The sequence below is a fragment of the Paenibacillus montanisoli genome (genome assembly GCF_003268025.1).
Taxonomy (GTDB): Bacteria; Bacillota; Bacilli; order Paenibacillales; family Paenibacillaceae; genus Paenibacillus_Z; species Paenibacillus_Z montanisoli.
Genome location: NZ_QLUW01000001.1, coordinates 792346 through 815600 on the forward strand (window position 1 = coordinate 792346; position 23255 = coordinate 815600).

The 23255-nt window shown below is 51.4% G+C and carries 19 protein-coding genes and 1 pseudogene; 14 read left to right on the forward strand and 6 right to left on the reverse strand.

The genetic code is table 11. The features are described 5' to 3' along the window. Positions 1 to 49 precede the first annotated feature (49 nt). Entirely contained in the window at positions 50 to 442 is a 393-nt protein-coding gene (locus tag DL346_RS03465) for a MerR family transcriptional regulator (protein ID WP_112880672.1), read from the reverse strand. A 113-nt stretch (positions 443 to 555) separates the two neighbouring features. On the opposite strand from DL346_RS03465, the gene DL346_RS03470 reads away from it, so the two are divergent. Next, the gene (locus tag DL346_RS03470) at positions 556 to 1320 is read left to right on the forward strand and encodes an SDR family NAD(P)-dependent oxidoreductase (protein ID WP_112880673.1); all 765 of its coding nucleotides are present in this window, start codon (positions 556 to 558) and stop codon (positions 1318 to 1320) included. A gap of 400 nt (positions 1321 to 1720) precedes the next feature. Here the strand turns inward: DL346_RS03470 and DL346_RS03480 are convergent, their stop codons facing one another. Together DL346_RS03480 and DL346_RS03485 are read right to left on the reverse strand one after the other, a co-directional pair. Next, complete coding sequence (locus tag DL346_RS03480) at positions 1721 to 2356, reverse strand: hypothetical protein (protein ID WP_112880675.1); 636 nt, start codon at positions 2354 to 2356, stop codon at positions 1721 to 1723. Between the two features lie 128 nt (positions 2357 to 2484). Then, positions 2485 to 3147, reverse strand: a complete 663-nt coding sequence (locus tag DL346_RS03485) for a GNAT family N-acetyltransferase (RefSeq protein ID WP_206098467.1) — start codon at positions 3145 to 3147, stop codon at positions 2485 to 2487. 100 nt (positions 3148 to 3247) lie between these two features. Between DL346_RS03485 and DL346_RS03490 the strand changes: the two genes are divergently transcribed. Further along, complete coding sequence (locus tag DL346_RS03490) at positions 3248 to 3682, forward strand: response regulator (protein WP_165822354.1); 435 nt, start codon at positions 3248 to 3250, stop codon at positions 3680 to 3682. An 80-nt stretch (positions 3683 to 3762) separates the two neighbouring features. On the opposite strand, the gene DL346_RS03495 is transcribed toward DL346_RS03490, so the two are convergent. Continuing rightward, complete coding sequence (locus DL346_RS03495) at positions 3763 to 4650, reverse strand: LysR family transcriptional regulator (protein ID WP_112880678.1); 888 nt, start codon at positions 4648 to 4650, stop codon at positions 3763 to 3765. Positions 4651 to 4817: 167 nt separating this feature from the next. On the opposite strand from DL346_RS03495, the gene DL346_RS03500 reads away from it, so the two are divergent. The 6 genes from DL346_RS03500 to DL346_RS03525 all read left to right on the forward strand — a co-directional run bounded on the left by DL346_RS03500 (position 4818) and on the right by DL346_RS03525 (position 13851). Beyond that, positions 4818 to 6221: a response regulator transcription factor gene (locus DL346_RS03500; protein ID WP_165822355.1), complete on the forward strand. Its 1404-nt coding sequence runs from the start codon at positions 4818 to 4820 to the stop codon at positions 6219 to 6221. Continuing rightward, the gene (locus tag DL346_RS03505) at positions 6218 to 8002 is read left to right on the forward strand and encodes a sensor histidine kinase (RefSeq protein ID WP_112880680.1); all 1785 of its coding nucleotides are present in this window, start codon (positions 6218 to 6220) and stop codon (positions 8000 to 8002) included. Before DL346_RS03500 ends, DL346_RS03505 begins: the two co-directional genes overlap by 4 nt. 142 nt (positions 8003 to 8144) lie before the next feature. After that, a complete protein-coding gene (locus DL346_RS03510) occupies positions 8145 to 9866 on the forward strand; it encodes an extracellular solute-binding protein (RefSeq protein ID WP_112880681.1) in 1722 nt (573 codons plus the stop codon). A gap of 75 nt (positions 9867 to 9941) precedes the next feature. Further along, a complete protein-coding gene (locus tag DL346_RS03515; protein WP_112880682.1) occupies positions 9942 to 10832 on the forward strand; it encodes an ABC transporter permease in 891 nt (296 codons plus the stop codon). 16 nt (positions 10833 to 10848) lie between these two features. Beyond that, the gene (locus DL346_RS03520; protein WP_112880683.1) at positions 10849 to 11742 is read left to right on the forward strand and encodes a carbohydrate ABC transporter permease; all 894 of its coding nucleotides are present in this window, start codon (positions 10849 to 10851) and stop codon (positions 11740 to 11742) included. Positions 11743 to 11757: 15 nt separating this feature from the next. Continuing rightward, positions 11758 to 13851: a DUF5054 domain-containing protein gene (locus DL346_RS03525; protein ID WP_112880684.1), complete on the forward strand. Its 2094-nt coding sequence runs from the start codon at positions 11758 to 11760 to the stop codon at positions 13849 to 13851. 52 nt (positions 13852 to 13903) lie between these two features. Here the strand turns inward: DL346_RS03525 and DL346_RS03530 are convergent, their stop codons facing one another. Next, positions 13904 to 14887, reverse strand: coding sequence for a diaminopimelate dehydrogenase (locus tag DL346_RS03530; RefSeq protein WP_112880685.1), 984 nt, complete (start codon positions 14885 to 14887; stop codon positions 13904 to 13906). A 187-nt stretch (positions 14888 to 15074) separates the two neighbouring features. Here DL346_RS03530 and DL346_RS29385 point away from each other — a divergent pair, with 187 nt between their 5' ends. The 4 genes and pseudogenes from DL346_RS29385 to DL346_RS03550 all read left to right on the forward strand — a co-directional run bounded on the left by DL346_RS29385 (position 15075) and on the right by DL346_RS03550 (position 18720). Continuing rightward, entirely contained in the window at positions 15075 to 15482 is a 408-nt protein-coding gene (locus DL346_RS29385; RefSeq protein ID WP_240633013.1) for a hypothetical protein, read from the forward strand. Further along, positions 15383 to 16536, forward strand: a pseudogene (locus tag DL346_RS03540) (spore germination protein). The gene DL346_RS29385 and the pseudogene DL346_RS03540 overlap by 100 nt, the downstream one beginning before the upstream one ends. Continuing rightward, positions 16523 to 17620 carry a GerAB/ArcD/ProY family transporter gene (locus DL346_RS03545; RefSeq protein ID WP_112880688.1) on the forward strand — a complete coding sequence of 366 codons (1098 nt, stop codon included), beginning with the start codon at positions 16523 to 16525 and terminating at the stop codon, positions 17618 to 17620. Before DL346_RS03540 ends, DL346_RS03545 begins: the two are co-directional and overlap by 14 nt. Next, entirely contained in the window at positions 17617 to 18720 is a 1104-nt protein-coding gene (locus DL346_RS03550; protein ID WP_112880689.1) for a Ger(x)C family spore germination protein, read from the forward strand. The genes DL346_RS03545 and DL346_RS03550 overlap by 4 nt, the downstream gene beginning before the upstream one ends. A 28-nt stretch (positions 18721 to 18748) precedes the next feature. Here the strand turns inward: DL346_RS03550 and DL346_RS03555 are convergent, their stop codons facing one another. After that, the gene (locus DL346_RS03555) at positions 18749 to 19633 is read right to left on the reverse strand and encodes a LysR family transcriptional regulator (protein ID WP_112880690.1); all 885 of its coding nucleotides are present in this window, start codon (positions 19631 to 19633) and stop codon (positions 18749 to 18751) included. A 98-nt stretch (positions 19634 to 19731) separates the two neighbouring features. Here DL346_RS03555 and zwf point away from each other — a divergent pair, with 98 nt between their 5' ends. After that, positions 19732 to 21273 (forward strand): glucose-6-phosphate dehydrogenase, encoded by a 1542-nt coding sequence (gene zwf, locus DL346_RS03560; protein ID WP_112880691.1) that lies wholly within the window; start codon positions 19732 to 19734, stop codon positions 21271 to 21273. Further along, positions 21257 to 23245 (forward strand): transketolase, encoded by a 1989-nt coding sequence (tkt, locus tag DL346_RS03565; RefSeq protein WP_112881762.1) that lies wholly within the window; start codon positions 21257 to 21259, stop codon positions 23243 to 23245. Before zwf ends, tkt begins: the two co-directional genes overlap by 17 nt. The last annotated feature ends 10 nt before the right edge of the window (positions 23246 to 23255 follow it).

Genomic DNA, 23255 nt, shown 5'->3' on the forward strand with positions numbered 1-23255 from the left:
GCGCAGGATCCGCAGCGTCGCCTGCATCTTGATGGATGCGGGCGGCTTTTTATTTGCGCTTGAGCCGCTCTTCCATAAGCGGAATGTTCGCCGGGTCGTTATAAAACCCGATTTTGTCGTCGATCAGCTTCAAATTCTCTTGCAGCTTCTCCATTTGGCGCACGACCTCCATCCGGTGCTCCATCAACATCCGCTTGCGCTCTTCAATCGTCTCTGTACCTTTCAGCGCCCGCTCGCTATAAGACTTGATCTCCTTTATCGGCATGCCGGTATCCTTTAAGCAGCAAATTAAGGCAATCCAATTCAAATCGTCTTCCGTAAACGTGCGATTGCCCGATGGGGTCCGCTCGACAAATGGAAGGAGCCCTTCTTTATCGTAATAACGCAGCGTATGCGCGGTGAGTCCGAATTTGCGAGCGACCTCGTTAATGGTGTAGTTCATTTTTCCAGCCTCCGGTGCTTGACTTAGAGTTAACTCGAAGCGATATGCTCACTTTAAACCTCAACGATCGATCCGGTCAAGAGGCCATTTGAAATGACAAAGGAGATTTTACGATGGATCATCGAGTGAAAATCGCTCTTGTTACAGGCGGCAGCCGCGGGCTTGGCAAGAATTCTGCATTGGCGTTGGCACGTAAAGGAATTGGCGTAGTGATAACGTATCATACGCAGCAATCTCATGCGGATGAGGTCATACGCGAGATTGAGCAGCATGGAGGCACAGCCGCTGCGCTGCAGCTTGACACAAGCCTCGTTTCGTCATTCGACGCGTTCGTTTCGTCCCTCGGCGATGTATTGAAAACCAAATGGAACCGCGACAGCTTCGATTACTTAATCAATAATGCGGGCATTGGCAAAAATGCTCCTTTCCCGAGCACGACGGAGGAGCAGTTCGACAGTTTGATGAACATCCATTTCAAAGGCGTTTACTTCTTAACTCAGCAGCTGCTGCCGCTGCTGGCCGACAACGGGGGGATCGTTAACGTGTCCACCGGCTTGACGCACTTTGCTATGGAGGGTTACAGCGCATACGCTTCGATGAAGGGAGCGGTCGAGGTATTGACGCGTTACTGGGCGAAGGAGCTCGGCAAACGGGGAATCCGGGTGAATGCAGTGGCTCCAGGAGCGATCGCAACCGACTTCGGAGGCGGAACGCTCCGCGATAACCCGCAAGTGAATGCTCATATCGCTTCGATTACCGCGCTTGGGCGCACCGGCGAACCTGGCGATATCGGCGGCGTAATCGCTTCGTTATGTACGCATGAAATGGGCTGGGTCAACGCGCAGCGCATCGAAGCATCAGGGGGGATGGTCCTATAATTGGCGGCTATCTAGGCTTTGCCGTAGGGCATACCGATTTTGATAAAGCAGCTTGTACAATAAAATAGACCGGTTTGGGGATTCAATGAAAGCTCTTCTTTGCGTACGTATTCATCAGGCGAGATTTTCGCCAAGCAGGCGTTCACGATGTATTCGCTGATCTCACAGGGTGGTTTTCTGCACACCTTACATCTGAGTTCTTGCATGGATGACCTTCCTCCCCCAGATCTGATAGCTATCCACTATCGTACCAGACGAGCAGGGTTTTTATTCGGATGATTGGCATCGTCGAATACCTCTTTACATCTGCGTGAAAATTTGCTTGATGCATGAAGAAAACAGCGGGCCCTTCGAGGTCCGCTGTTTTCTCATTCGGCTTTAATCAGCTAGCGTAGAGATACTATTGATTATAGCCGCGGTATTGTTGGGAGGTTTGGGCGTTTGAATAGCCGCCGAAATGCTCGACCACCGGCTGCGAAGATTGCGCAATGTGCGAAAATGCTTGCTGCGGCTGTTGGCTATGCTGCGAACTCTGAGCTTGATAGCCGCCAAAGTGGGAAACGACCGGCTGGGAAAAACTCATTGCGGATGGCTGGTGCCACTGCTGCTGCGTATTTTGAGCTTGATAGCCGCCGTAATGGGAAATGACCGGCTGCGATGCCTGGTAGGAGCTGTTGCCTGCAAATGAGCTCATTGAGGAGGCTTGCTGCGGCTGATGGCTCCATTGCGAATTTTGAGCTTGGTAGCCGCCATAATGGGAAATGACCGGCTGCTGCCATGCGTTTGTATAGGAGGACGATTGCTGCGGTTGCTGGCTCTGCTGCGTATGTTGAGCTTGCATGCCGCCAAAGTGGGAAATGACCGGCTGCTGCCAAGCGTTTGTATAGGAGGAAGATTGCTGCGGCTGATGGCTCCATTGCGAATTTTGTGCTTGGTAGCCGCCGAAATGGGAAAGGACCGGCTGCGATGCGTTTGCATTGAATTGGCTGCTTCCTTGCATGCCGCTGTTGTAACCTTGCTGGCCGAATTGATTCATGTTGTTGAGATTCCTCCTAATAAAAGTTCATGGATTTAGCCAAGGAGTTCGTGCTTTTGCCCCTTAAAGCCTACATTATTGTTGGAAGGCTGCTGCGTTTTTATAACTGGTGGGATTTGGAGATATAGCTAAAACTGATTAATGGGCGAAGAGCTTACCGCATCTAAAAAATGCTTCGGCGCTTCGATGATTTGCAGCCTGGCAAAGGCTTCTCTCGGCATACAGGCTTCTAGAATCGGCAATGACGCTTTCAAGTCATTCGTTCTGCTTCCTATAATCGGATCCGACAAGAGAGCAAACCCAAAGTCGGCGTACAGCTTTACCGCACGAAAACTGCCCGGTTGCGTATGCAGATAAATGGGGTAATCTTCATCGGTTAGCTGCAGCATGACAACCGAAAGCAGCGCCCGGCCTAGTCCTCTGCCTTCGTACGGCTTCCTCACCTTATACCAATGCAGCGTATTGATTTGGTTATACGCTTTCCAAATAAAGCACGTTCCTACCGGAGAATCGTCGTCATCCTTGCAAACAAAAATACATTTCTCATAAAACAAGTCTCCTTGATCGGCGTAAACATCATGAAAGAAATCCGTCATAAAGGCATGGTAGTTCTTAGCTGTGTCGGGATCGTCAAAATGGATCGCCTTCCAGATATGTAATTCATCCTTGCGGCAGGTTCTAACATGAAATCCCGGCGGCATGCCGCGGACCGCAGCTGGATTCATCGATTTGCACATCATAAATAAATTCAAATCGGGGATGTCCAATTCTCCACGTCCTCTTCTTATCATGGCATTGACTCTATATGTTATAACGATTTATGTATTATACAGAATGACTCCCCGCTACTATAATGAGGTCAACTCTGTGATAGAATGCGGGTGCAAAAGCATGGACAGCGTGTTTCGAAACGTTCAGATTTTACTGGTTGAAGCGAATATATGCAATCAAGCGATGATCCGATCCATCCTTACGGAGAGGGGAATAGCGGTAGATACAGCGAGCAATGGAACCGATGCTCTCGTGATGGCGGGGTATAAACGATATGATGCCATTTTGATGGATCTCCACCTGCCCGGAATGGAAGGGTTTATGACCGCCCGGAAAATACGGAAGCTGGAGACAGGGATTAAGACGCCGATTATCGCGATGTCGGAAGTGGTCATGAACGAATTTGTGGAGCTGGCAGATCAATACGGAATGAACGGCTGTGTGTTCAAACCGATTGAACTTGCTGAACTGTTCTTTACGCTGGAGCTATACATTGTGGACTCAGGATTAAGCGGCTCACGGTTTCATCTAACAGACGGAGTGCATGAACTTTAAATCGGCCGTACCGGAAAAGGTATGCAAGGCGGCAGAGCCATGAGGCTCTGCCGCCTTTTCTCGTTTGCAACGAGCAATCTTTAGTTCTCGAATTTAGCGAAGTAATCGATCACAAATTCCCGAAACATCTGCGCGGCGTAAGATAAGTAATGTTTTTCGGACCAAGCGAGGCTTAGCGTCAGATTCCCCCCGAGATCTTGAATGCTAACGGTATTCTTCGATAAATCCATTCTGGATCGCCAAGCTAAATCCGGGGCGAGCGAGACGCCATGCCCTTTCTTGATCAGCAGCAGCACCGCATCCACCTCGTCGACTTCAATCGTCGTTCGGGGTGTGAACCCGGCCGCTTTCATGCATAAGTCATCTGTCAATTGCCGGAACCAAAACCCTGTCCGCAACCCGATAAAGGATTCATTCTGCAGTTCGCTTATCTCGACGCTTTCCCGACCGGCTAAAGGATGGGACTCCGGTACGAGCAGATGGATCTCTTCCGTGCGCAGCGGCATGCAAACGATATCAGAGCCTTCGATCTCCGCAAACGTTAGGCACATATCGATTTCGCCATGTTCCAGCGACTGTTTCATGACGGACATTGGCTCGACCACTTGGCGAAAATGCACGTCCGGATAATGCTCCAGAAAAGCGCCAAGCATTTCCGGCAGCAGGTTCGTCAGCGAGACCGCAAGCGTGATGATCCCCTTATCCAAGCCAGCCATATCTTGTATTTCCCGTTGCGCTTCCTCAAGCTCTTGGAACATGTGCTCAACGCGCTTAAGCAGGACTTGTCCGTACGCGTTAAGGCGAATATTGCGTCCTTGCCGATCGAATAACGGCACACCAATGCTTTCTTCCAGCCTGGCGATCGACTTGCTGAGCGACGGCTGGGCGATATTCAATTCCTGCGCCGCTTTCGTAATTTGTTCCAGCTTCGCGGCCGTTCTAAAGTATTGCAGTTGCAGCAGCTCCAAGGAGCGGCGACCTCCATTCGAATATATAGCTTTAGTGCCATACATTATAACGTTACATGTATTATACTTTATTATACGTCATTACTATAATGAAACCGACAAGGAATGTCGAAATAGGTGAAACACCGCGAATAGGGCATTCAACCTGCCAAAAGGAGGACGTTCCGATGATAAGAGCGCTCGTTGTAGACGATGAGAAGCTTGCCAGAAAAGGCTTTATTGCTATGGTCCCATGGGAGCAATTTCAAATCGACATCATCGGTGAGGCAGCTAACGGGAAAATTGCGCTTGAATTCATGCAGCAGCATGAGGTTGATCTCCTATTTGTTGATTTGACCATGCCGATCATGAGCGGCCTGGAGCTGATGAAAGCGGTTGGAGAAAGATTTCCGTCTGCGAGGATGGTTGTTCTTACTTGTCATCAAGACTTCGATTACATTCAGGAAGCGCTGCGATTGGGCGCGGTAGATTATATTGTAAAAACGCAGTTGGATACGGAGAACTTCGAAGAAATATTCACGCGGATCGTCAACCGGTATCACAACGAGAAAGTGCACGTATCAAGCGCAGCTCGTACATTGCATCAGAAGGCCGTTCATTATTCGCTGCTCGTCGACGTATCCGCTTGCGCCGGACAGTCGAACGCCTTCCCCCGAGAGCTGAATAAAACGGAGCATGTATTCGAGATTGTCGGGGGCACCTGGCTTTTTCGTATGGAGTCCGGTCATGTTTTTGACAGCGACATCCGGCCTTTTATTGCAAACCACGAAAACTGGATATGGGCAGATATCGAGCAAATCAATGAAGAATCGGTTACCGAGATATGCAGAGCGGTTTGCGCAATAGCTCCGAAGCAGATCTATTATGGCTTTCAGCCCGGGCAAAAAATCGGATTGCTGACGCTGCTTACGCTGGGATCTGCTGACCAAGAGCATACTGCTGCATGGGCGGAGTTGGAGGCCAAATGGTCGGAGATGAACTGGATTTACGAAGACCGCGTCTATCATTCGATGATCGGCGAGCTGGCAGAGCTTAGACCGCATCGCGATACGATCATGAAACTGATCGAAGAGCATCTTGTTTATTGGTTCTCCTTCATAGAGGGGGGAGAACTGAATGATTTGCTGGAGCGTAAGAGCAACCTATACTTCTGGTATCAAACCACGGCGTGGCTCGAAGCGTTTCGCAGAGCCGTTCATAAGAAGACGCAGCAGTATCCTTATTCCTCCGACAATATCATCGTCGTCATGAAAGCGGTTCGGCTTATTCATGAATCGGACGACTATGATTTTAACCGGGACGAATTGGCCGCGAAGCTATTAATAAGCGGCAGCTATTTCAGCCGGTGCTTTAAAGATATCGTGGGAATCGCCTACAGCGAGTATAGTAAAGGCTTGCGTTTGAAGAAAGCGGTTCTCCTGGTCGAGTCTACGAATCTGCCGATATACGTCATTGCTGAAAAAACGGGCTTTCAAGACGAGAAGTATTTCAGCCGGGTCTTCTTCAAACAATTCGGCCGCAATCCGCAGGAGCACAGGAAACAATTCGGCCTCAGAAGCGGGAGGGTATGATGGTCGCGTTCATTCCGAAGCAAAGGAAAGCCCATTCGCTAAAAAATAGGCTCATCCTGATTCTGCTGCTCAGCGCATTGATCCCGTTAGCGCTGCTGGGCTGGGTATCGTACAGATCAATTGAAGAAATTACGACCAAGAAAATTGAAAGCGGTTTATTTAATTCTTTAAACCAGGGCAGCTACAACCTGCAAAGCACGCTCAATAACATGGATTATGCTTCCCTGCAGCTTACGAATGAAGGCAGCGTCGGACAGAAATTAACGGACTATTTAACGACGGGCAGCGTCTATCAGCAAATGGAGCTGAGTCAGGATATTCAGCAAAACTTGAACCTGGTTAACTTTACGAACCCCAATCTCGGAGTCATGTTTTATTATTTTCCGAAGAAAAGCGAGGTCAGGTTTGAAAACTTAGCGGTAGAACCCGGCTTCAGCTTCAATAAGCTGCCCCATCTCGCAGAAGGGAAAGCCGTCACCTTCTACGGGCCTCACGAGACGCTTTACAGGTATGGGACGAAGAAGGTGGTCTTCTCTTTGGTAAGGCCAGTGTACTTGACGGCAGAGGACCAAGTGTATCTGTACGTGGAAACGAACAACAAACTGTTCGAGCAAATTATGGACAAGCAGCAATACGGCATGAAAGCCGCGAATGTATTGATCAACGACCAAGGCGGAATCGTTTACAGCGATCTTCCGGATAAGTTCAAGCTTGGGAAGACATATGCGATATCCCGTAAGGACGATACGTTTAAAGAAAAGCAGGGCGATTACTATCTGTTCGGCAAGCATAATGAGCAGGGCTGGACGTTAATGGTCGTCATTGCCAAACAGGATTTTGAAAAAGAATTCAATACGTGGCTGCTTAAATATATCTTGATCGGATCCGGAAGCTTGTCCATCAGCCTGCTGTTTGCTTATGTGCTGTGGAGAACGGTTTACCGCCCATTAAAGAAGGTTGGCCATGACATACAGTTGTTGTCATCAAGCAAATTCGACTCCCCCGTATCCTATACCAACGTGAAAGAGTTCGACATTGTCATGCAAAAATCGTATCAGATGAGAACCCGAATCCAAGATCTGATTACTGAAATCGAACAAAGGGAAAACAACAAGCGAAAGCTGGAAGTGGAGAAGCTGCTCTACCAAATTAATCCCCATTTCATCCATAACACGTTAAATACGATTCAATGGCTCGCCCGAATGAAGGGCCAAACGGAGATCGATCAGCTCGTTTCCGTATTTGCCCGCATTCTTCATTACAATCTTGGGAAAAAAGGCGAGATCGTCGCGCTGAAGGAAGAGCTGGAAGCTTTGCGGGATTATATCGCGCTGCAGCGCGTCAGGTACGATTGCGAGTTTCAAGTGGTTACCGACATCGACGATGGACTGCATCATACGGATGTTCCCCGGTTCATCCTGCAGCCCATTATCGAGAACGCGCTTTATCACGGCTTGAGCGAGGAGAACGGCAAAATCACGCTCCATATTCATAAGGTCAGGGATCATTATTTGAGCATTAAAGTGGAGGATAACGGCGAAGGCATGACGGAGGACGAAATCGCCAAAGTCATGCTGGAAGAGAAGAATCCGCTGCGAGAATCGGGGCTTGGGATCGGACTCGATTACGTTAAACGCGTCCTTCATGCGCATTATGGCGACGATTGCCGGTTCACGATCGAGAGCAGGATCGGGGAAGGAACGGTCGTTATGCTGATGATCCCTCTCCATGTAACCGAGGCAGCGGGCAGCAAGAGGTATGAATATGGTTACAGCGGGTGAGAAAATGGATTTTATAGAGAAGAGTAAAGCCAATCCGGAACGATATTCGCACCACGATGAGCAGGCTTCCCTCTCAGCATTTGTCCTTTCGCAGGTAAGATAGAGACGTAGTCCACCAAACAATCATCTAGGGGGAAGAAGGATGAAGGAGAAAAAGGGCAAATGGGCAGCGCTTAGTCTAGTTTCGCTCATGCTTTTGGTAAGCGCTTGCGGAGGCAACAACGGCAATATCGCTAGCAACACAACGGCTGACACGACCACCAACACGTCAACGAATACAACTACGTCTTCGGATGAACCGGCTGCGTCGAATACCTCGTCCGATGCGGCTAAGCCGGATCCATTCGGTAAATTCGATCAGCCGATCTCACTCAAAATTTCCAAATTAATAAACTCGAAAAATATTACTTTTCCAAACGGGGATACAGTTGAAAACAATGAGTTCACACGTTATGTCGAACAGAAATTAAACGTTAAGGTGACGCATGCTTGGCAGGTGGAAACTCCCGAGGCGTATGATCAGAAGATGGGTGTATCCATGGCGAGCCGCGATCTGCCGGATGCCTTCATTGTAAACGAATCGCAGCTCAAGCAGCTGGTAGCGGCAGATCTCATTGAAGATTTGACAGATGTTTATAAAGACAACATCAGTCCGCTTATTAAAGGGTACTATGATTCCTATGGCGATCGCGTTCTGGGAAGAGCGACGTTTGACGGTAAATTGATGGCGCTTCCAAATACAAATATCGGTCAGCAATACAATATTATGTGGATTCGCCAGGACTGGCTCGATAAATACGGCCTTCAAGTGCCTAAAACACTAGATGAGCTGAATCAAGTAGCCAAAACGTTCATTGATAATGATGCTGACGGTCACGGCAAGCATGATACGCTTGGCATTACCGGCGTTCCGTCCCTAGCCGGCTGGAATAATTTTGGCGGATTTGATCCGATCTTCAGTACGTTCCATGCAACCAAGGGTCAATGGCAGAAGGACGCTTCAGGAAATCTCGTATACAGCTCGACATTGCCGGAGATGAAAGCAGCTTTGGGCAAGTTGCGCGACATGTATGCACAAGGCATTATCGACAAGCAGTTCGCCATCCGCAAGGATCCTGCTGAGGTCGTGGCTAACAACCAAGTCGGCATCGTCTTCGGACCATGGTGGATATCCTATTGGCCGCTGAATGATTCGGTTAAGAATGATCCGAAAGCGGAGTGGAAGCCTTATATCGCTCCTCTCGATGCGGACGGTAAGTTCAATACCGTTGACCAAGATCCGACCGGCAGTTTCCTTGTCGTAAGGAAAGGTTACGAGCATCCGGATGCTGTCGTCCGTGTACTGAATGTAGAATATAACGGAATTAGAAAAATTGATCCTGATGCGCTGAATATTTACAAAGATCATCAAGAGATTGTACAAAAATGGGAATTGTGGCCATATACGCTGCAAGTCGGCCCAGAGACAACGGTATATGACACGCATGCGCAGGCTCAAGCAGCCGTCGATGCCAAAGACGATTCATCGTTAGATACCGAGCTTAAAAGCTGGTATGCGGATTACTTCAAGAATCAAGCTGATCCTAAGAAAGACTTGGCCGCTTGGGCTAATGCAACCGCTAGATTTGAAGGTGCTGCATTGATGAATGACGATCACGTTGTCATTACGCGGAATCAATTCTGGGGTAAAACAAAGACGATGGCTACGAAGTGGTCGATACTGGAGAAGCTCGAGAACGAAACGTTCCTTAAAATTATTATGGGCGAACAACCGCTGGACAGCTTCGATACGTTCGTAGACCAATGGAATAGCCTTGGAGGAAAACAAATTCTCAAGGAGATTGCTGAGGAAACAAACAAATAGCATGATGGGAAAGCGCCAACTCTGATAAGCTGGCGCTTTCCTTATATCACTACTTAAATGATGGGTGGAACACTAATGATATCGAAAAAATGGCTACTCAACTATCACTTGATGCTGCTTCCGGGGATTTTGCTTCTTATTGTATTCAGCACGATTCCGATTTTTGGTGTCGTTATCGCCTTTCAAAACTTTATTCCGGGAATTCCGATCTTCAAGCAAGACTGGGCGGGGCTTGATAATTTCAAATTTATGTTTCAGCTTCCGGACAGCAGACGCGTGTTTGTCAATACAATTGTTATCGCTTCCATGAAGATTGTCCTTGGCATGATCATCCCCGTCACCTTTGCATTATTGCTGAACGAAATTCGCGTGCGTTCCTTTAAACGGCTGGTTCAAACCATCGTTTATTTGCCGCACTTCATGTCCTGGGTTATTTTATCCGGCATATTGATTGCGATGCTATCCATAGACGGAATTGTAAACCAGATCATAGGCTTGTTTCACGTCGATCCCATTATGTTTTTGGCCAGCAATCAGTATTTTCGCCATATTATCGTATGGAGCGATGTGCTGAAAGAGTTTGGTTTCAGCGCCATTGTTTATTTGGCTGCACTTGCGGGAATTAATCCCTCGCTCTATGAAGCGGCTGAGATCGACGGAGCCTCGAGGACCCGCAAGTTGTTCCATGTGACGATTCCCGGCATTATGCCTACGATTGTGTTGTTATCGACGCTTAGCCTCGGTAATATTCTGAACGCCGGATTCGATCAAGTATTTAACCTCTACAATCCGCTCGTATACTCGACTGGCGATATTGTGGATACGTACGTCTATCGCATCGGCTTAGTGGAAGCGCAATACGGATTGGCTACCTCTGTCGGACTGCTGAAGTCCGTGATTGCCATTATATTAATTGCCGTCTCTAATAAATTAGCCGACAAATTTGCAAACTATCGCATCTTCTAGAGAAAGGGGTCTAGGCATGGTTCTTTCAAAATCTTGGGGCACCCGCGGTGCAGATATCGTTATCTTTGCTCTCTTAGCCATTGTGGCTTGCATATCTTTATTCCCTCTCTGGTACACGATTGCGCTTTCTTTCAGTGATAAAGCGGCGGTAAATGCCGGTAGGGTATTTGCTTGGCCTGTTGGCTTCAATCTATCTTCTTATAAAATCATACTGGAGGACCATAAATTTTTTGCAGCCTTTCTTATTTCGGTGAAAAGAGTGCTGCTTGGCGGAGCGATTAACTTCGTATTGACCGTCATTATGGCTTACCCGTTAGCTAGAGATAACAAAATGTTCCCGGGAAGAAAGTTTTACGTGTGGTATCTGGTGTTCAGCATGCTCTTCTCCGGCGGCCTCATCCCGCTCTATATGACGATTACGGAACTACATTTGCAAAATACGATTTGGTCGCTCGTTTTGCCTGGCGCAGTCCCGATTTTCAATGTCATTCTCATCATGAATTTTTTCCGGAATTTGCCCAAAGAGCTCGAGGAAGCGGCAGTCGTTGACGGTGCCGGACCTTGGTATACGCTAATCCGCATTTTTATTCCGGTCTCGATGCCTGCTTTGGCGACAGTTACGTTGTTCAGTATTGTCGGTCATTGGAACTCATTCTTCGACGGATTGATCTATATGAATAAGCCGGAAAACTATCCGCTTCAGACCTATATACAACAGCTAGTCGTTCGGATTGATCCAGCGCTAATGCAAACGCTGACGACGGAGCAATTAATAGAATTGTCGAAGGCGTCAGACAAGACGCTGAACTCAGCCAAGCTGATCGTGGCGATGATTCCGCTGCTGCTCATTTATCCGTTTTTGCAAAAATATTTCGTTCACGGCATCGTACTTGGTTCGGTGAAAGAATAGAGGGAGAGGCAGACAGTGAAAAAAATCCATGTTATTTTCAAGACCCATTTGGATATCGGATTTACCGATTATGCGCATAAAGTCAGTGAACAATATTTCCAGTCCTTTATTCCCGAAGCGATCAAGCTGGCGAAGCAGCTGCGGCTGGAAAACGGACGGGAGCAATTCGTATGGACGACAGGTTCCTGGCTCATTCATGAATATCTCAAGCAGGCTTCGGAGGAAGCGCGCAGTGAGATGGAAGAGGCCATTGCTCAAGGAAGCATCGTATGGCATGGGCTGCCGTTTACGACGCATACCGAGCTACTGGATCCGCTGCTGTTCGAGTATGGCTTATCGATCGCGCAGCGACTGAATGCAAGATACGGTAAGCATACGATTGCAGCCAAAATGACCGATGTGCCCGGCCATACGATCGGCATGGTTTCGCATATGGCCAAGTATGGCATCCATTATTTGCACCTGGGGGTCAATCCGGCCTCGAAAGCTCCGAGCGTACCCGACATTTTCATATGGAGAGGGAAGGACGGCTCCGAGCTTATCGTCAATTATGCGGGAACTTATGGCAACTTGACCGCAGTCGCAGGTTGCGATGAGGCGATGTACTTCGCGCATACGGGCGATAATGCAGGTCCGCCATCAGCAGAGGAGATCAAACTGGAATTCGCCAGACTTGCCGAGCAATATCCGGAGGCCGACATTGAGGCGTCTACGATGAATGCGTTTGCCGAGAAATTGCTGACGATCAAAGACCGTCTACCCGTGATTACGGAGGAAATCGGAGACTCGTGGATACACGGGGCGGCTTCGGACCCGCTCAAAATTTCGCAATACCGAGAGCTGCTGCGGTTGCGCGACAAATGGCTGCAGGAAGGCAGGCTGGATCCCGCTAGCCCGGAATATGCCGGCTTCTGCGATCAGCTGATCTTGATTCCCGAGCATACCTGGGGGATGGACGAGAAAAAATATTTAACGGATTTCAAGAACTACTCTGTCCGGGATTTTCATTCCGCAAGAGAGGCCGATCTTGTTGCCAATGATGCGGTGCCGGCTAAATACAGCTACCTTGGCTATTTTTCATTGGATTCTAACCTGTCTTCGGAATTGCAGGGCAAGTCCGGTGCGAAAACCTTTTCGAGATTCGAGCGGTCCTGGCAGGAGCAACGGGATTACTTGAGCCGGGCCATGGCATCGTTATCTAAGGATAAGCAGGATGAAGCGCTTCAATCGATCGCCAGCCTGACTCCGAGCGGAGCTGTGATGCAGTCCGAACGGGAGCTCCGCGTGCGCCGCAAGTACAATTTGGGGTGCTTCCTCGTCGAGTTCGATCAAGATGGTTCGATTTGCGGGCTAACCGATCGGGACGGAAAGGTTTGGGCGGATGAGAGGCATCGTTTAGGAACCTATGAATATGAAACGCTTGGTCTTGATCACTATAACGCGTGGTTCCTAGACTATGTCGAGAAGTGGGAGCAAACGCACAGCTGGGCGGATGCGGACTTCGGTAAACCAGGCATGGAATTTGCGGAGCCGCGACCAGCGCACCTTCGTTTCTCGCCACGGCTTAATCGTATCGCGGCTCGATCGGAGGAGGACTACGACCTTGTGCAGCTGCGGCTCGAAATGGAAGAAGAATGCGTGACAGTGCATGGTGCTCCGCGAGAGGTCCATATCCAATATAAATTTTACAAAGAACAGAAGAAGATCGAGACCGAATTAAGCTGGTTTGATAAACAGGCCTACCGGCTGCCGGAAGCGTCCTGGTTCTCGTTAAACCTTAAAGTGGACAACGCCAATCAATGGAAGCTCGACAAAATGGGAGCGCTCGTATCGCCGCTCGATGTCGTGAAAAATGGAAACAGAAGCATGCATGCCGTAAATACAGGCGTTTATTACGAAGGAAGCGACGCCAAAATTCAGCTGGAAACGCTTGATGCGCCGATCGTTTCTCCCGGTGAGAAGCGGATGCTGCGGTTCGACCAGCGCTTTGCTCCGCTCGAAGGAGGCATGCATTTTAATCTGCATAACAATGTCTGGGGAACGAATTTCCGGATGTGGTTCGAGGAAAATATGACGTATCGCTTTGTGCTTCGTATCGAGGATAAATAATGAACATCAAAAAAGGCGGCCCTTATATAAGGGCCACCTTTTACACGATCGCTTACAGCAATTCGCGGCGAAGCTGCTCCGCCGATTTCGGCGACAAGTAGCCGATCGGGAGATCGAAGATCGTTTTCGCGCCTTTGCTGCCTTCTTGGCTCAAGCGGTGGCCTGCGCGTGCGCATGCGACCAGAACGCTTGCCGTAAACTCAGGGTTGCTTTCCAGCTTCAAGCCGAACTCGATGATTTGCTTCGTGCCTTCGCCGGTGATGCCGCTGCGGATGACGAAGCCGCCATGCGGCATGCCTTGGTGTTCGGCAGCTAGCTGCTCTTCGGTGATGAAGGTTACAGTCGTATCGTAATCGGAGAAATAGTTCGGCATATTCACGATTGTGCTTGTGATTTCTTCCTTATTCGCGCCCTCTTCGGCGACGACGAAGCATTGTCTCAAATGCTTCTCGCGCGTAGCCAGCTCTGGCGTCTCGCCCGCGCGGATGCGGTCGATGACCTCTTCAACCGGCACCGTATATTGAACGCCCGCTTTGACGCCCGGTACGCGGCGGATGGCATCGGAGTGGCCTTGGCTGACGCCTTTGCCCCAGAACGTATAGTCCGTTCCTACCGGCAGGATCGCTTCCGCGAGCAAGCGATTCAGCGAGAAGAGACCTGGATCCCAGCCTGTCGAAATGATGCTAAGCGTGCCGGCTTCAACGGAAGCCGCATTCACCGCTTCATAAAATTCCGGAATTTTCGCATGCGTATCGAAGCTGTCAACGGTGTTGAACATGCGCGCGATAACCGGCGTTTGCTCAGGCAGATCGGTAGCCGAGCCGCCGCACAGAATCATCACATCGATAATGCCTTTGTACTGCTCGATTGCCGAAATATGCTCGAAGCGTACGCCTTCCGCGCCGCTCATTTGCTCGGGCTGTCTGCGCGTAAAGATCGCGGTAAGCTCCATGTCCGGATTTTGACGAATCGCTTTCTCTACGCCTCTGCCGAGGTTTCCATAGCCTACAATGCCTAGTTTGATCGTTTGCTGCACTTCAAAGTCCTCCCGAATTTGGATTCACATACTTATTTAAGATGTCTGATTTTCAGTATAAAGATATTACATAGAATGTAAACTAAAAGATTTGGAAAAAGTCGATTTTCATCGAAAAAGAGAGGTTCAGAGCCGCTCATATATTTCCCAGTTATCAGCACATAATACGTGTGAAAGGAGGATGGCTATGCTGCTCCAAGCTTCATGCGAAGATAACGTGAACGCCATACGCAAGGCGCTGCATGAATCGGACGATCTGCTCGTCCACGATGTATTGCTCCCGACTATCACCGGAAAGCTTCTCTTTTTAGATACGATCACCGATGCAAAGTTAATCCATGCGCATGTGCTTGATCCGATCAGCCGCAACACGGATCGGCCCGTGCTCGAACGCATAACGGCACGCGAAGTCCATACGAGAGAACGAATGGATGAGGTTCTCGAGGATCTGATCATGGCTATGCGGTGCTGCTCCTGCCCGGCGAGAGGAACGCCATATCCGTCGCGGCTAAATCGCATTTTCTCCGGTCGGTGGATGAGCCCGATAACGAGAAAATCGTCCGCGGCGCGCATGACGGCTTCATCGAGAACCTGAACGTCAACTTGAACCTGATTCGTTCGCGCATCCGAGCAAGCAGCTTGTCATCCGTACCTTCATGGTAGGTACCGAAGTGAAAACGAAGGTTGCCATTCTCTATATGAACGACATCGCCAATCCCGAATTGGTCAAGGAAATCACTAAGCGAATTAGCGCCATCAAGACGGACTTGGTCATGTCCCCTGGCTTCATTGAAGAATTTGTCGAGGATGCGCCGTTCTCGCCGTTTCCCCAACTGCTGAATACGGATCGTCCGGACCGGGCTGCGTATAACCTCATGGAAGGCCGCGTCGTCATGTTTTCGAACGAAAGTCCGACCGCGCTTGTGCTTCCCGTCACCTTCTTCGCGTTCTACCAATCGCCGGACGATTACAATAGCCGGTTCTTCGTCGGCTCGTTTTATCGTTTCGTACGGCTCGTGTGCTTTACGATTGCCATCACGCTGCCCGCCATCTATATCGGCGTCGTGGCTTTTCATTTCGAAACGCTGCCTATCAAGCTGCTTATACCGATTAAAGAATCGATTGAACAGATTCCGTTTCAGCCGCTGGTCGAGGCGCTGATCATGGAGCTGACGATCGAGCTGATCCGGGAAGCGGGCGTCCGGCTGCCGACCTCCATCGGTCCGGTCATCGGCATCGTCGGCGGTTTGGTCATCGGACAAGCCGTCGTCGAAGCAAATTTGGTTTCCAATGTCATGGTTATTATCGTCGCGATTACGATTACGGCTACGGCTTCCTTCGTCGTGACGTCGAACGAGATGGTGACGTCGCTGCGGCTGCTCCGGTTCCCGCTCATGATCTTGGCGGCTACGTTCGGCTTCATCGGCATCGTGCTCGGCCTATCCGTTCTGTTCATGCATCTGTGCGCGCTGGAATCGTTCGGCACGCCGTACTTTGCGCCTTGGTCGACCGGCCGCTGGGCGGATTTCAAGGATACGATTTTTCGGTTCCCGCTGTGGCTGATGGATAAGCGGCCGAAGGACAGCAGGTCAATCAAGCGGGTGCGCGAAACTTACTCCCGGGGATGGAAAACGGATGAAACGGAATAGAAGCCGCATCTCCCAGCTCCAGCTGTTTACGATGGTGGCGCAAATCATGATCGGCACGGAAGTGATTTCGCTTCCCCACAGCGTCCATGAGAATGCCAGGCAGGACAGCTGGATGGCCATTCTCATTGCCGGCGCGATCGTCCAGTTGGTCGTCCTGCTGCAATGGGGGGTTATGAGGAGGCATCCCGGGCTTACCTTCTTCGAGATCAGCGAGCATGTGCTGGGAAAATGGATCAGCCGCGGTATCGCGCTTCTCTATACGGGCTATTTCATGTTCGTCAATATGCTGTCTATGCTGAACACCTTTTCGGTACTCTACAAATGGGCCTATCCCCAAACGCCGAAATGGGTTACGCTCGGGCTTGTTCTGCTCGTTGGCGTCTATATGGGCAGGCAAAGCGTGCAGGCGATCGCGCGGTTCTTCTTTCTCGTGACGATTTTGCATCTATTTTTCATATTGATCCTGCTGCTATCGCACGGCCATGGTGATTGGCTGAATCTGCTGCCGGTAGGCCGTACGCCTGTTCCGTCCATCTTGCTTGGCGCCAAATCGACCCTGCTGGCGCTGCTCGGATTTGAAGTGCTGCTTATCGTACAACCGAAGGTGAAAGGGCAGCCGTCCAAGAAGCTTCGAAACGTATCGCTTTCGATCTGGTACGTCATTGCGATGTACATCCTGATCACGATGACCTGCCTCTTCTATTTATCCTCCGAGAGGCTCGATCAAGTACCGGAGCCAGTCATGTATATGCTTAGCCGTTTTACGGTCGTCGTGATTGAACGGCTGGATATGATCTTCCTGTCTTTCTGGATCGTATCGGCGGTTACCTCATTCGTAGGCTTCTTGTATATGGGTTCTGAGAGCGCGAAATTCGTTTGCGGCGGAACTAGCCGCCATAAATTCGTACTATGGGTAGGACTGGTGCCGTTCGTGCTTGCATTGGTGCAAAACAATCCGTTCGCGGTTGCGAATTGGACGCCTTACTTGGAGCTCTATGCCCTGGTAACGCTGGCACTGCTGCCGCTTGTGATCTTGGTCGGCTCGTTATTGAAGCAAGGCGGGGGAAGGGGGAAAGCGGCATGAAAAGAAGCCGGATTCCGTTTCTGCTTGTTTTGTCATTGTCAGTCCTGGCCGGCTGCTGGGATCAGCGCCTGCTGAAGGACAACCATTTGGTCATGTGCGGGGGGATCGATCCAGGGGAGGAGGGGGCGATCGAGCTATCGATGTCCACGTTCACTGGGAAGGCGGCTAAGGAGAAAGGGATCATCGAAACAGCCATCGGACATACCGTCCGCAATGCCCGTGCCGGGATCGACTTTAAAATCGAGAAGACCGCCGATAACTCGGAGCTCCAGATGATTCTATTGAATGAAGAGCTGGCAAGACAGAGCATCTTGGGTCCGTTAAATATATTGTACCGTGACCGGCTTTCGAACTTCGGGGCCAAAATCGCCATCGTAAAGGGATCAGCGAAAGCCGTCATGGAAGCCGTCGCGAAGAGGGATCCTTTGGTCGGGCCTTATTTGGCCGAGCTCGTAGTCAGTTTGGAGAAGGACTCCATCCTGCCGAGAGAGAACGTCGGCACGATCGGCGATATCATTCCGCAGCCCGGCAAGGATCTGCTTCTTCCTTATATAGAGCTTAAAGAGGGCGAAAGCCAGTTCAGCGGCACCGCTATTATCCACGATGACCGGATGACAGGGACGCTCCGTTCGGAAGAGTCGCTGCTTGCCGTGCTGTTCACGAAGGACAAGCCGAAAGTCGCCAAATTGACGCTAAAGGTAAAAGAAAATCAAACCCTTAAGTCGAACAACTACATGACGTTGGGTATCTTGAACGCGGATACGAAGATAAAGATAGGGGTCAAGGACAGGCGTCATATCACGGTTAAGCTTGACAATGCGGTGACTGCTTACGTACAGGAATATAACGGCAAAGACTTGAATGCCGAAACCAAGATAGCGGAATGGAACCGGAAGCTGTCGGAGCTCGTGACGGAGAAGGCGACAGCGGTCATCGAGAAGCTGCGGCAAGGCAACTGCGATTTGTACGGCATAGGGGCGCGGATTCGGGCCTTTCATCCGGAGGTATGGAAGAGCCTCGATTGGGAGAAGGATTTCCCCGATGTCCGGTTTGTAGTCAGCGTGAAGGTGAAAATCAATCATACGGGAAGCATTAATTAAGGCTGCCGATCCAGGCAGCCTTCATTGTTTAGATCAGCCGCATCAGCTCGATAAACTTGCCCGCGCTGCTCGACAGCGGCATGTTGCGCATGGTCATGATGCCGACGTGAGAAGGCGGCAGCGCCACGTCCAGCTGAATTTCGAAGAGCGAACCGTTCTCGAGCTCCTTGGATACGAACTCCCGGGTCACGTAAGAGATGCCGAGTCCTTTGCGCGCGAGCTCGATGAGCAAATCCACGCTGCCGACCTCGATCTCAGGCTTCAAGGTGATTCCGTAGCTCTGGAATAATTCCGTAATCGCCATTCGCGCACGACTGTTTCGCGAGAACAGGATGACGGGGTACTCCAACAGCTTATCCAGCGATAATACCATTCCCCTTAGCTCGGCGTAATGAGCCCCCGCAACGAAGCAGTCCTGCAGCTGGAGGCTCTCCCTTACCTCGAGCTGGGGATCCACGATCGGCATCCGCACGACGCCGAGATCGATGCGACCTTCCTTCAAGAACGAGATGACCTCCGGCGTCGTTCCGTGATTCAGATGCAGCCTTACGCCGGGATAGAGCCGGTGATAGTCCTCCAGATAAGGCAGAATATAGTGCTTGAACAGCGAATCGCTGCCGCCGATCCGCAGCTCGCCGCTGTCCAGATTTTTAAGCGCGGCCATCTTTTCCTCCGCCGTTGAAATCAGTATTTGCGACTGCTCGATATAGGAGTAGAGGATGGCGCCTTCCTGCGTAAGCGCAACGCCCTTCGGATTCCGGTAAAACAGCGTCAGGCCGAAGCTGTCCTCCAGCTGCTTGATGGCGTGGCTGACGCTCGGCTGCGTAATATACAGCGCTTTGGCCGCTTGGGTCAGGCTGCCGGTCTTCGCCGCCCAATAAAAAACCTTGTACAATTCGTAGTTATTGTTCATAGACGTGGTCTATAGCTCCTGTTAAATATATTGATTACTTATATGGATGCTAATCGTATTATAGTGGATCTAAGGCAATCAGGGAAGGAGCAAAGCAGATGGAAGCTATGTCACTTGTCTTATTTGGAGCAACGGGAGATTTGGCTAAACGGAAAATTTACCCGGCTTTATATAATCTATTCATCGACGGAAAGCTGCCGCGATCGTTCTCTGTCTTCGGCTTGGGCAGAAGAGAGCTGACCGACGAGACGTTCCGCTCGCATGTCGAGCAATCGCTGCGCGCCTTTTCGAGACGCGAGCCGCAAGATGAGGCGGTTACGCAGCAATTTTTGAACGCGTTCCGCTACAATGTGCTCCATATCGGCCGCTTGGAAGACTACGGGAAGCTGCTGTCGCGGATTGAGCGGCGGGAGGAAGCGCTCGGAGCGGCGCCGAACCGGATGTTCTACTTGTCCGTATCGCCGGAGTTCTTCGAGCCGATCGCAGCGAATCTCATGGAAAGCGGACTTGGCTCCGCGAAGGGCTGGAAGCGGCTCGTCATCGAGAAGCCGTTCGGCCACGATCTGCAGTCCGCCCGGGTGCTGAACGAGAAGCTAGGCAAAGCTTTTGCGGAGCATGAAATTTACCGGATCGACCATTATCTCGGCAAGCCGATGGTCCAGCGGCTGGAGACGCTGCAGCAGTCCAACCCGGTGCTGCATGCGCTATGGACGAACCGCCACATCGCCAATGTGCAAATTACGGCGAATGAGACGGTCGGCGTCGAGGAACGGGCCGCCTATTACGATCAGGCTGGCGCCGTGCGGGATATGTTCCAGAACCACATGCTGCAGCTCCTGACGATGCTGGCGATTCACCTGCCGAGCAACAGCTCCTCGGAAGAGGTGCGGCTGAAGAAGAAGAAGGTGATGGAGGCTTTGGTTCCGCTTCAGCAGGAAGATCTCGCTTCCTTGGTCGTCCGCGGGCAATATGCCTCCGGCGAGATTCAAGGGAAGCCGGTCATTGGCTACGCGGCCGAGCCGGGCATACCGGAAGGCTCCATGAACGATACGTTTATCGCCGCAAAGCTGCAGATCGACGATTACTTTTGGCGGGGCGTACCGTTCTATATTCGGACCGGCAAGCGCATGAAGGAGAAGTCGACGCGTCTCGTCATCGAATTCAAAGAGCCGCTAGCGAATCAGGCCGGCCATAAGGATGAACGGAAGCGGCCGAATTTGCTCGTCATTGAGATCAGCCCGAATGAAGGCATCACGCTGCAATTGAATATGAAGGATACGGGGCGGACGGGCGAGCTTCAGCCGATCCGCATCGACTTTCATGCGAACCAGCAGGATGTCCCCGAAGCGTATGAGAACTTGATCCGCGATGCGATGCTCGGCGATCCGACGTTCTTCGCGCATTGGGATGAGGTGGAGCTGGCTTGGAAATGGACGCAGCCGATTCTGGACGCATTCCAAGCGAATCAAGTTCCGCTTCACGCTTATGAAGCGGGGTCTTACGGACCGGCCGCGTCCGATGAATTGCTGGCGAAGGACGGCTTCCGTTGGCACTTCGATACCAAGCAAGAGCAAGAGCAAGAGCAAGACGATACCGAAACGAAAGCAGGAACGCACTATGCCTATAACGCAAACCATTGATCAGTTGGCTGTCGATACGATCCGGACGTTGTCCATCGACGCCATTAACGCCGCAAATTCCGGCCATCCCGGGCTGCCGATGGGGGCCGCGCCGATGGCGTACGCCCTATGGGCGAAGCAGCTGAGCCACAATCCGGGCCATTCACGCTGGTTCAATCGCGACCGTTTCGTCCTATCCGCGGGCCATGGCTCAGCCTTGTTGTACAGCCTGCTGCATCTGACGGGCTACCAGGTGTCGCTGGACGATCTCAAGCAGTTCCGCAAGCTGAACAGCAAGACGCCGGGGCATCCTGAGTTCGGGCATACGGACGGCGTGGATGCGACGACCGGACCGCTCGGCCAAGGGGTCGCGATGGCTGCCGGCATGGCGATGGCCGAAGCGCATCTGGCCGCGAAATTCAACCGCGACGGATTCCCGGTCATCGATCATTACACTTACGCGCTTGTCGGAGACGGCTGCCTCATGGAAGGCATTTCCTACGAGGCGATGTCGATGGCAGGGCATATGAAGCTGGGCAAGTTGATCGTGCTGTACGATTCCAACGACATCTCCTTGGATGGGGACCTGAACCTTTCATTCGGGGAAAACATGCGGAAGCGGGCGGAATCGGCGCAATGGCAATACCTCCGGGTCGAGGACGGCAACGATATCGAGCTCATCTCTGCGGCGATCTCTGCGGCGAAGCAGAATCTTGAACAACCGACGCTGATCGAAGTACGTACGGTCATTGGCTACGGCAGCAAGAAGGTGCAGGGCACGAACAAAGCGCACGGCGCGCCCCTCGGCAAGGAAGAGGCCAAGGCGACCAAAGAAGTGTACGGTTGGCCGCATGAAGAGGAGTTTACGGTTCCGGCTGACGTTAGAGCTCACTTCGACGAGCTGAAGCGGCAAGGAGCAGCCAAAGAAGAAGCGTGGAACGGCCTGCTGGCAGCTTATCAAGCGCAGCACCATGAGCTCGGCAATGAGCTTGTGGCCGTCATCGGGGGCGAGGTGTCCATCGACGCAGCGGACATGTTGACGTTCGATGCCGGCAAATCGATCTCGACGCGCGTAGCCAGCGGCAACGCCATCAATCATTACGTGAAGCTCGTCCCTTCGCTGTTCGGCGGAAGCGCGGATTTATCGCATTCCACTATGACGGATATTAGCGGCGAGCAGACGTTTGCCGTCAATGACTACGCGGGACGGAATGTCTATTTCGGCGTCCGCGAGCATGCGATGGGCGCTGCCGGCAACGGGATGGCGCTGCATGGCGGGGTTAAGCCGTTCGTGAGCACCTTCTTCGTATTCAGCGATTACTTGCGCCCTGCCATTCGTCTTGCAGCGCTGCAGAAGCTGCCAGTCGTCTACGTCTTCACGCACGACTCGATCGCGGTCGGGGAAGACGGGCCGACGCATGAGCCGATCGAGCATCTGGCTGCGTTGCGTACGATTCCGGGACTCACGGTCATCCGGCCGACCGACGCCAACGAAACGGCAAGCGCATGGGCCTACGCCTTGCAGCAGCAAGAAGGTCCGGTCGCGCTGGTACTGAGCAGACAGAACCTGCCGGTATTTGAAGCAACGAAGCGCAATGTCGAAGCGGTGGCCAAAGGCGGATACGTGCTGACGGAAACGAACGGCCAGCCGGATCTCATTCTGATCGGAACGGGTTCCGAGGTTTCGCTCGCCGCGGATGCTAAAGCGGAGCTGGAGCAAGAAGGCTTCTCCGTACGGGTGGTAGCAATGCCGAGCAGAGAGCTGTTCGACCGCCAGCCTGAGGATTACAAGCAAGCGGTGCTGCCGGCTTCCGTCACGAAACGGGTAGCCATCGAAGCGGGCATCTCGCTCGGCTGGGAGCGCTATGCGGGTCCAAGCGGCAAGACGCTGTCGATCGACACCTTCGGCGCTTCGGGTCCAGGTACGGAGGTTATGGCGTATTTCGGCTTCTCGGTAAGCAATGTCGTTCGTTTGGCGAAAGAGCTGCTGTAATCATAGGTGT

Excerpts from the sequence above, each read along its gene's own strand:
- DL346_RS03465 (WP_112880672.1), bottom strand. The coding sequence starts at position 442 with ATGAACTACACCATTAACGAGGTCGCTCGCAAATTCGGACTCACCGCG.
- DL346_RS03545 (WP_112880688.1), top strand. The coding sequence starts at position 16,523 with ATGAAACGGAATAGAAGCCGCATCTCCCAGCTCCAGCTGTTTACGATG.
- DL346_RS03485 (WP_206098467.1), bottom strand. The coding sequence starts at position 3,147 with ATGATAAGAAGAGGACGTGGAGAATTGGACATCCCCGATTTGAATTTA.
- DL346_RS03520 (WP_112880683.1), top strand. The coding sequence starts at position 10,849 with ATGGTTCTTTCAAAATCTTGGGGCACCCGCGGTGCAGATATCGTTATC.
- DL346_RS03480 (WP_112880675.1), bottom strand. The coding sequence starts at position 2,356 with ATGAATCAATTCGGCCAGCAAGGTTACAACAGCGGCATGCAAGGAAGC.
- DL346_RS03510 (WP_112880681.1), top strand. The coding sequence starts at position 8,145 with ATGAAGGAGAAAAAGGGCAAATGGGCAGCGCTTAGTCTAGTTTCGCTC.
- DL346_RS03550 (WP_112880689.1), top strand. The coding sequence starts at position 17,617 with ATGAAAAGAAGCCGGATTCCGTTTCTGCTTGTTTTGTCATTGTCAGTC.
- DL346_RS03470 (WP_112880673.1), top strand. The coding sequence starts at position 556 with ATGGATCATCGAGTGAAAATCGCTCTTGTTACAGGCGGCAGCCGCGGG.
- DL346_RS03515 (WP_112880682.1), top strand. The coding sequence starts at position 9,942 with ATGATATCGAAAAAATGGCTACTCAACTATCACTTGATGCTGCTTCCG.
- DL346_RS29385 (WP_240633013.1), top strand. The coding sequence starts at position 15,075 with ATGCTGCTCCAAGCTTCATGCGAAGATAACGTGAACGCCATACGCAAG.
- DL346_RS03555 (WP_112880690.1), bottom strand. The coding sequence starts at position 19,633 with ATGAACAATAACTACGAATTGTACAAGGTTTTTTATTGGGCGGCGAAG.
- DL346_RS03500 (WP_165822355.1), top strand. The coding sequence starts at position 4,818 with ATGATAAGAGCGCTCGTTGTAGACGATGAGAAGCTTGCCAGAAAAGGC.
- zwf (WP_112880691.1), top strand. The coding sequence starts at position 19,732 with ATGGAAGCTATGTCACTTGTCTTATTTGGAGCAACGGGAGATTTGGCT.
- DL346_RS03505 (WP_112880680.1), top strand. The coding sequence starts at position 6,218 with ATGATGGTCGCGTTCATTCCGAAGCAAAGGAAAGCCCATTCGCTAAAA.
- DL346_RS03490 (WP_165822354.1), top strand. The coding sequence starts at position 3,248 with ATGGACAGCGTGTTTCGAAACGTTCAGATTTTACTGGTTGAAGCGAAT.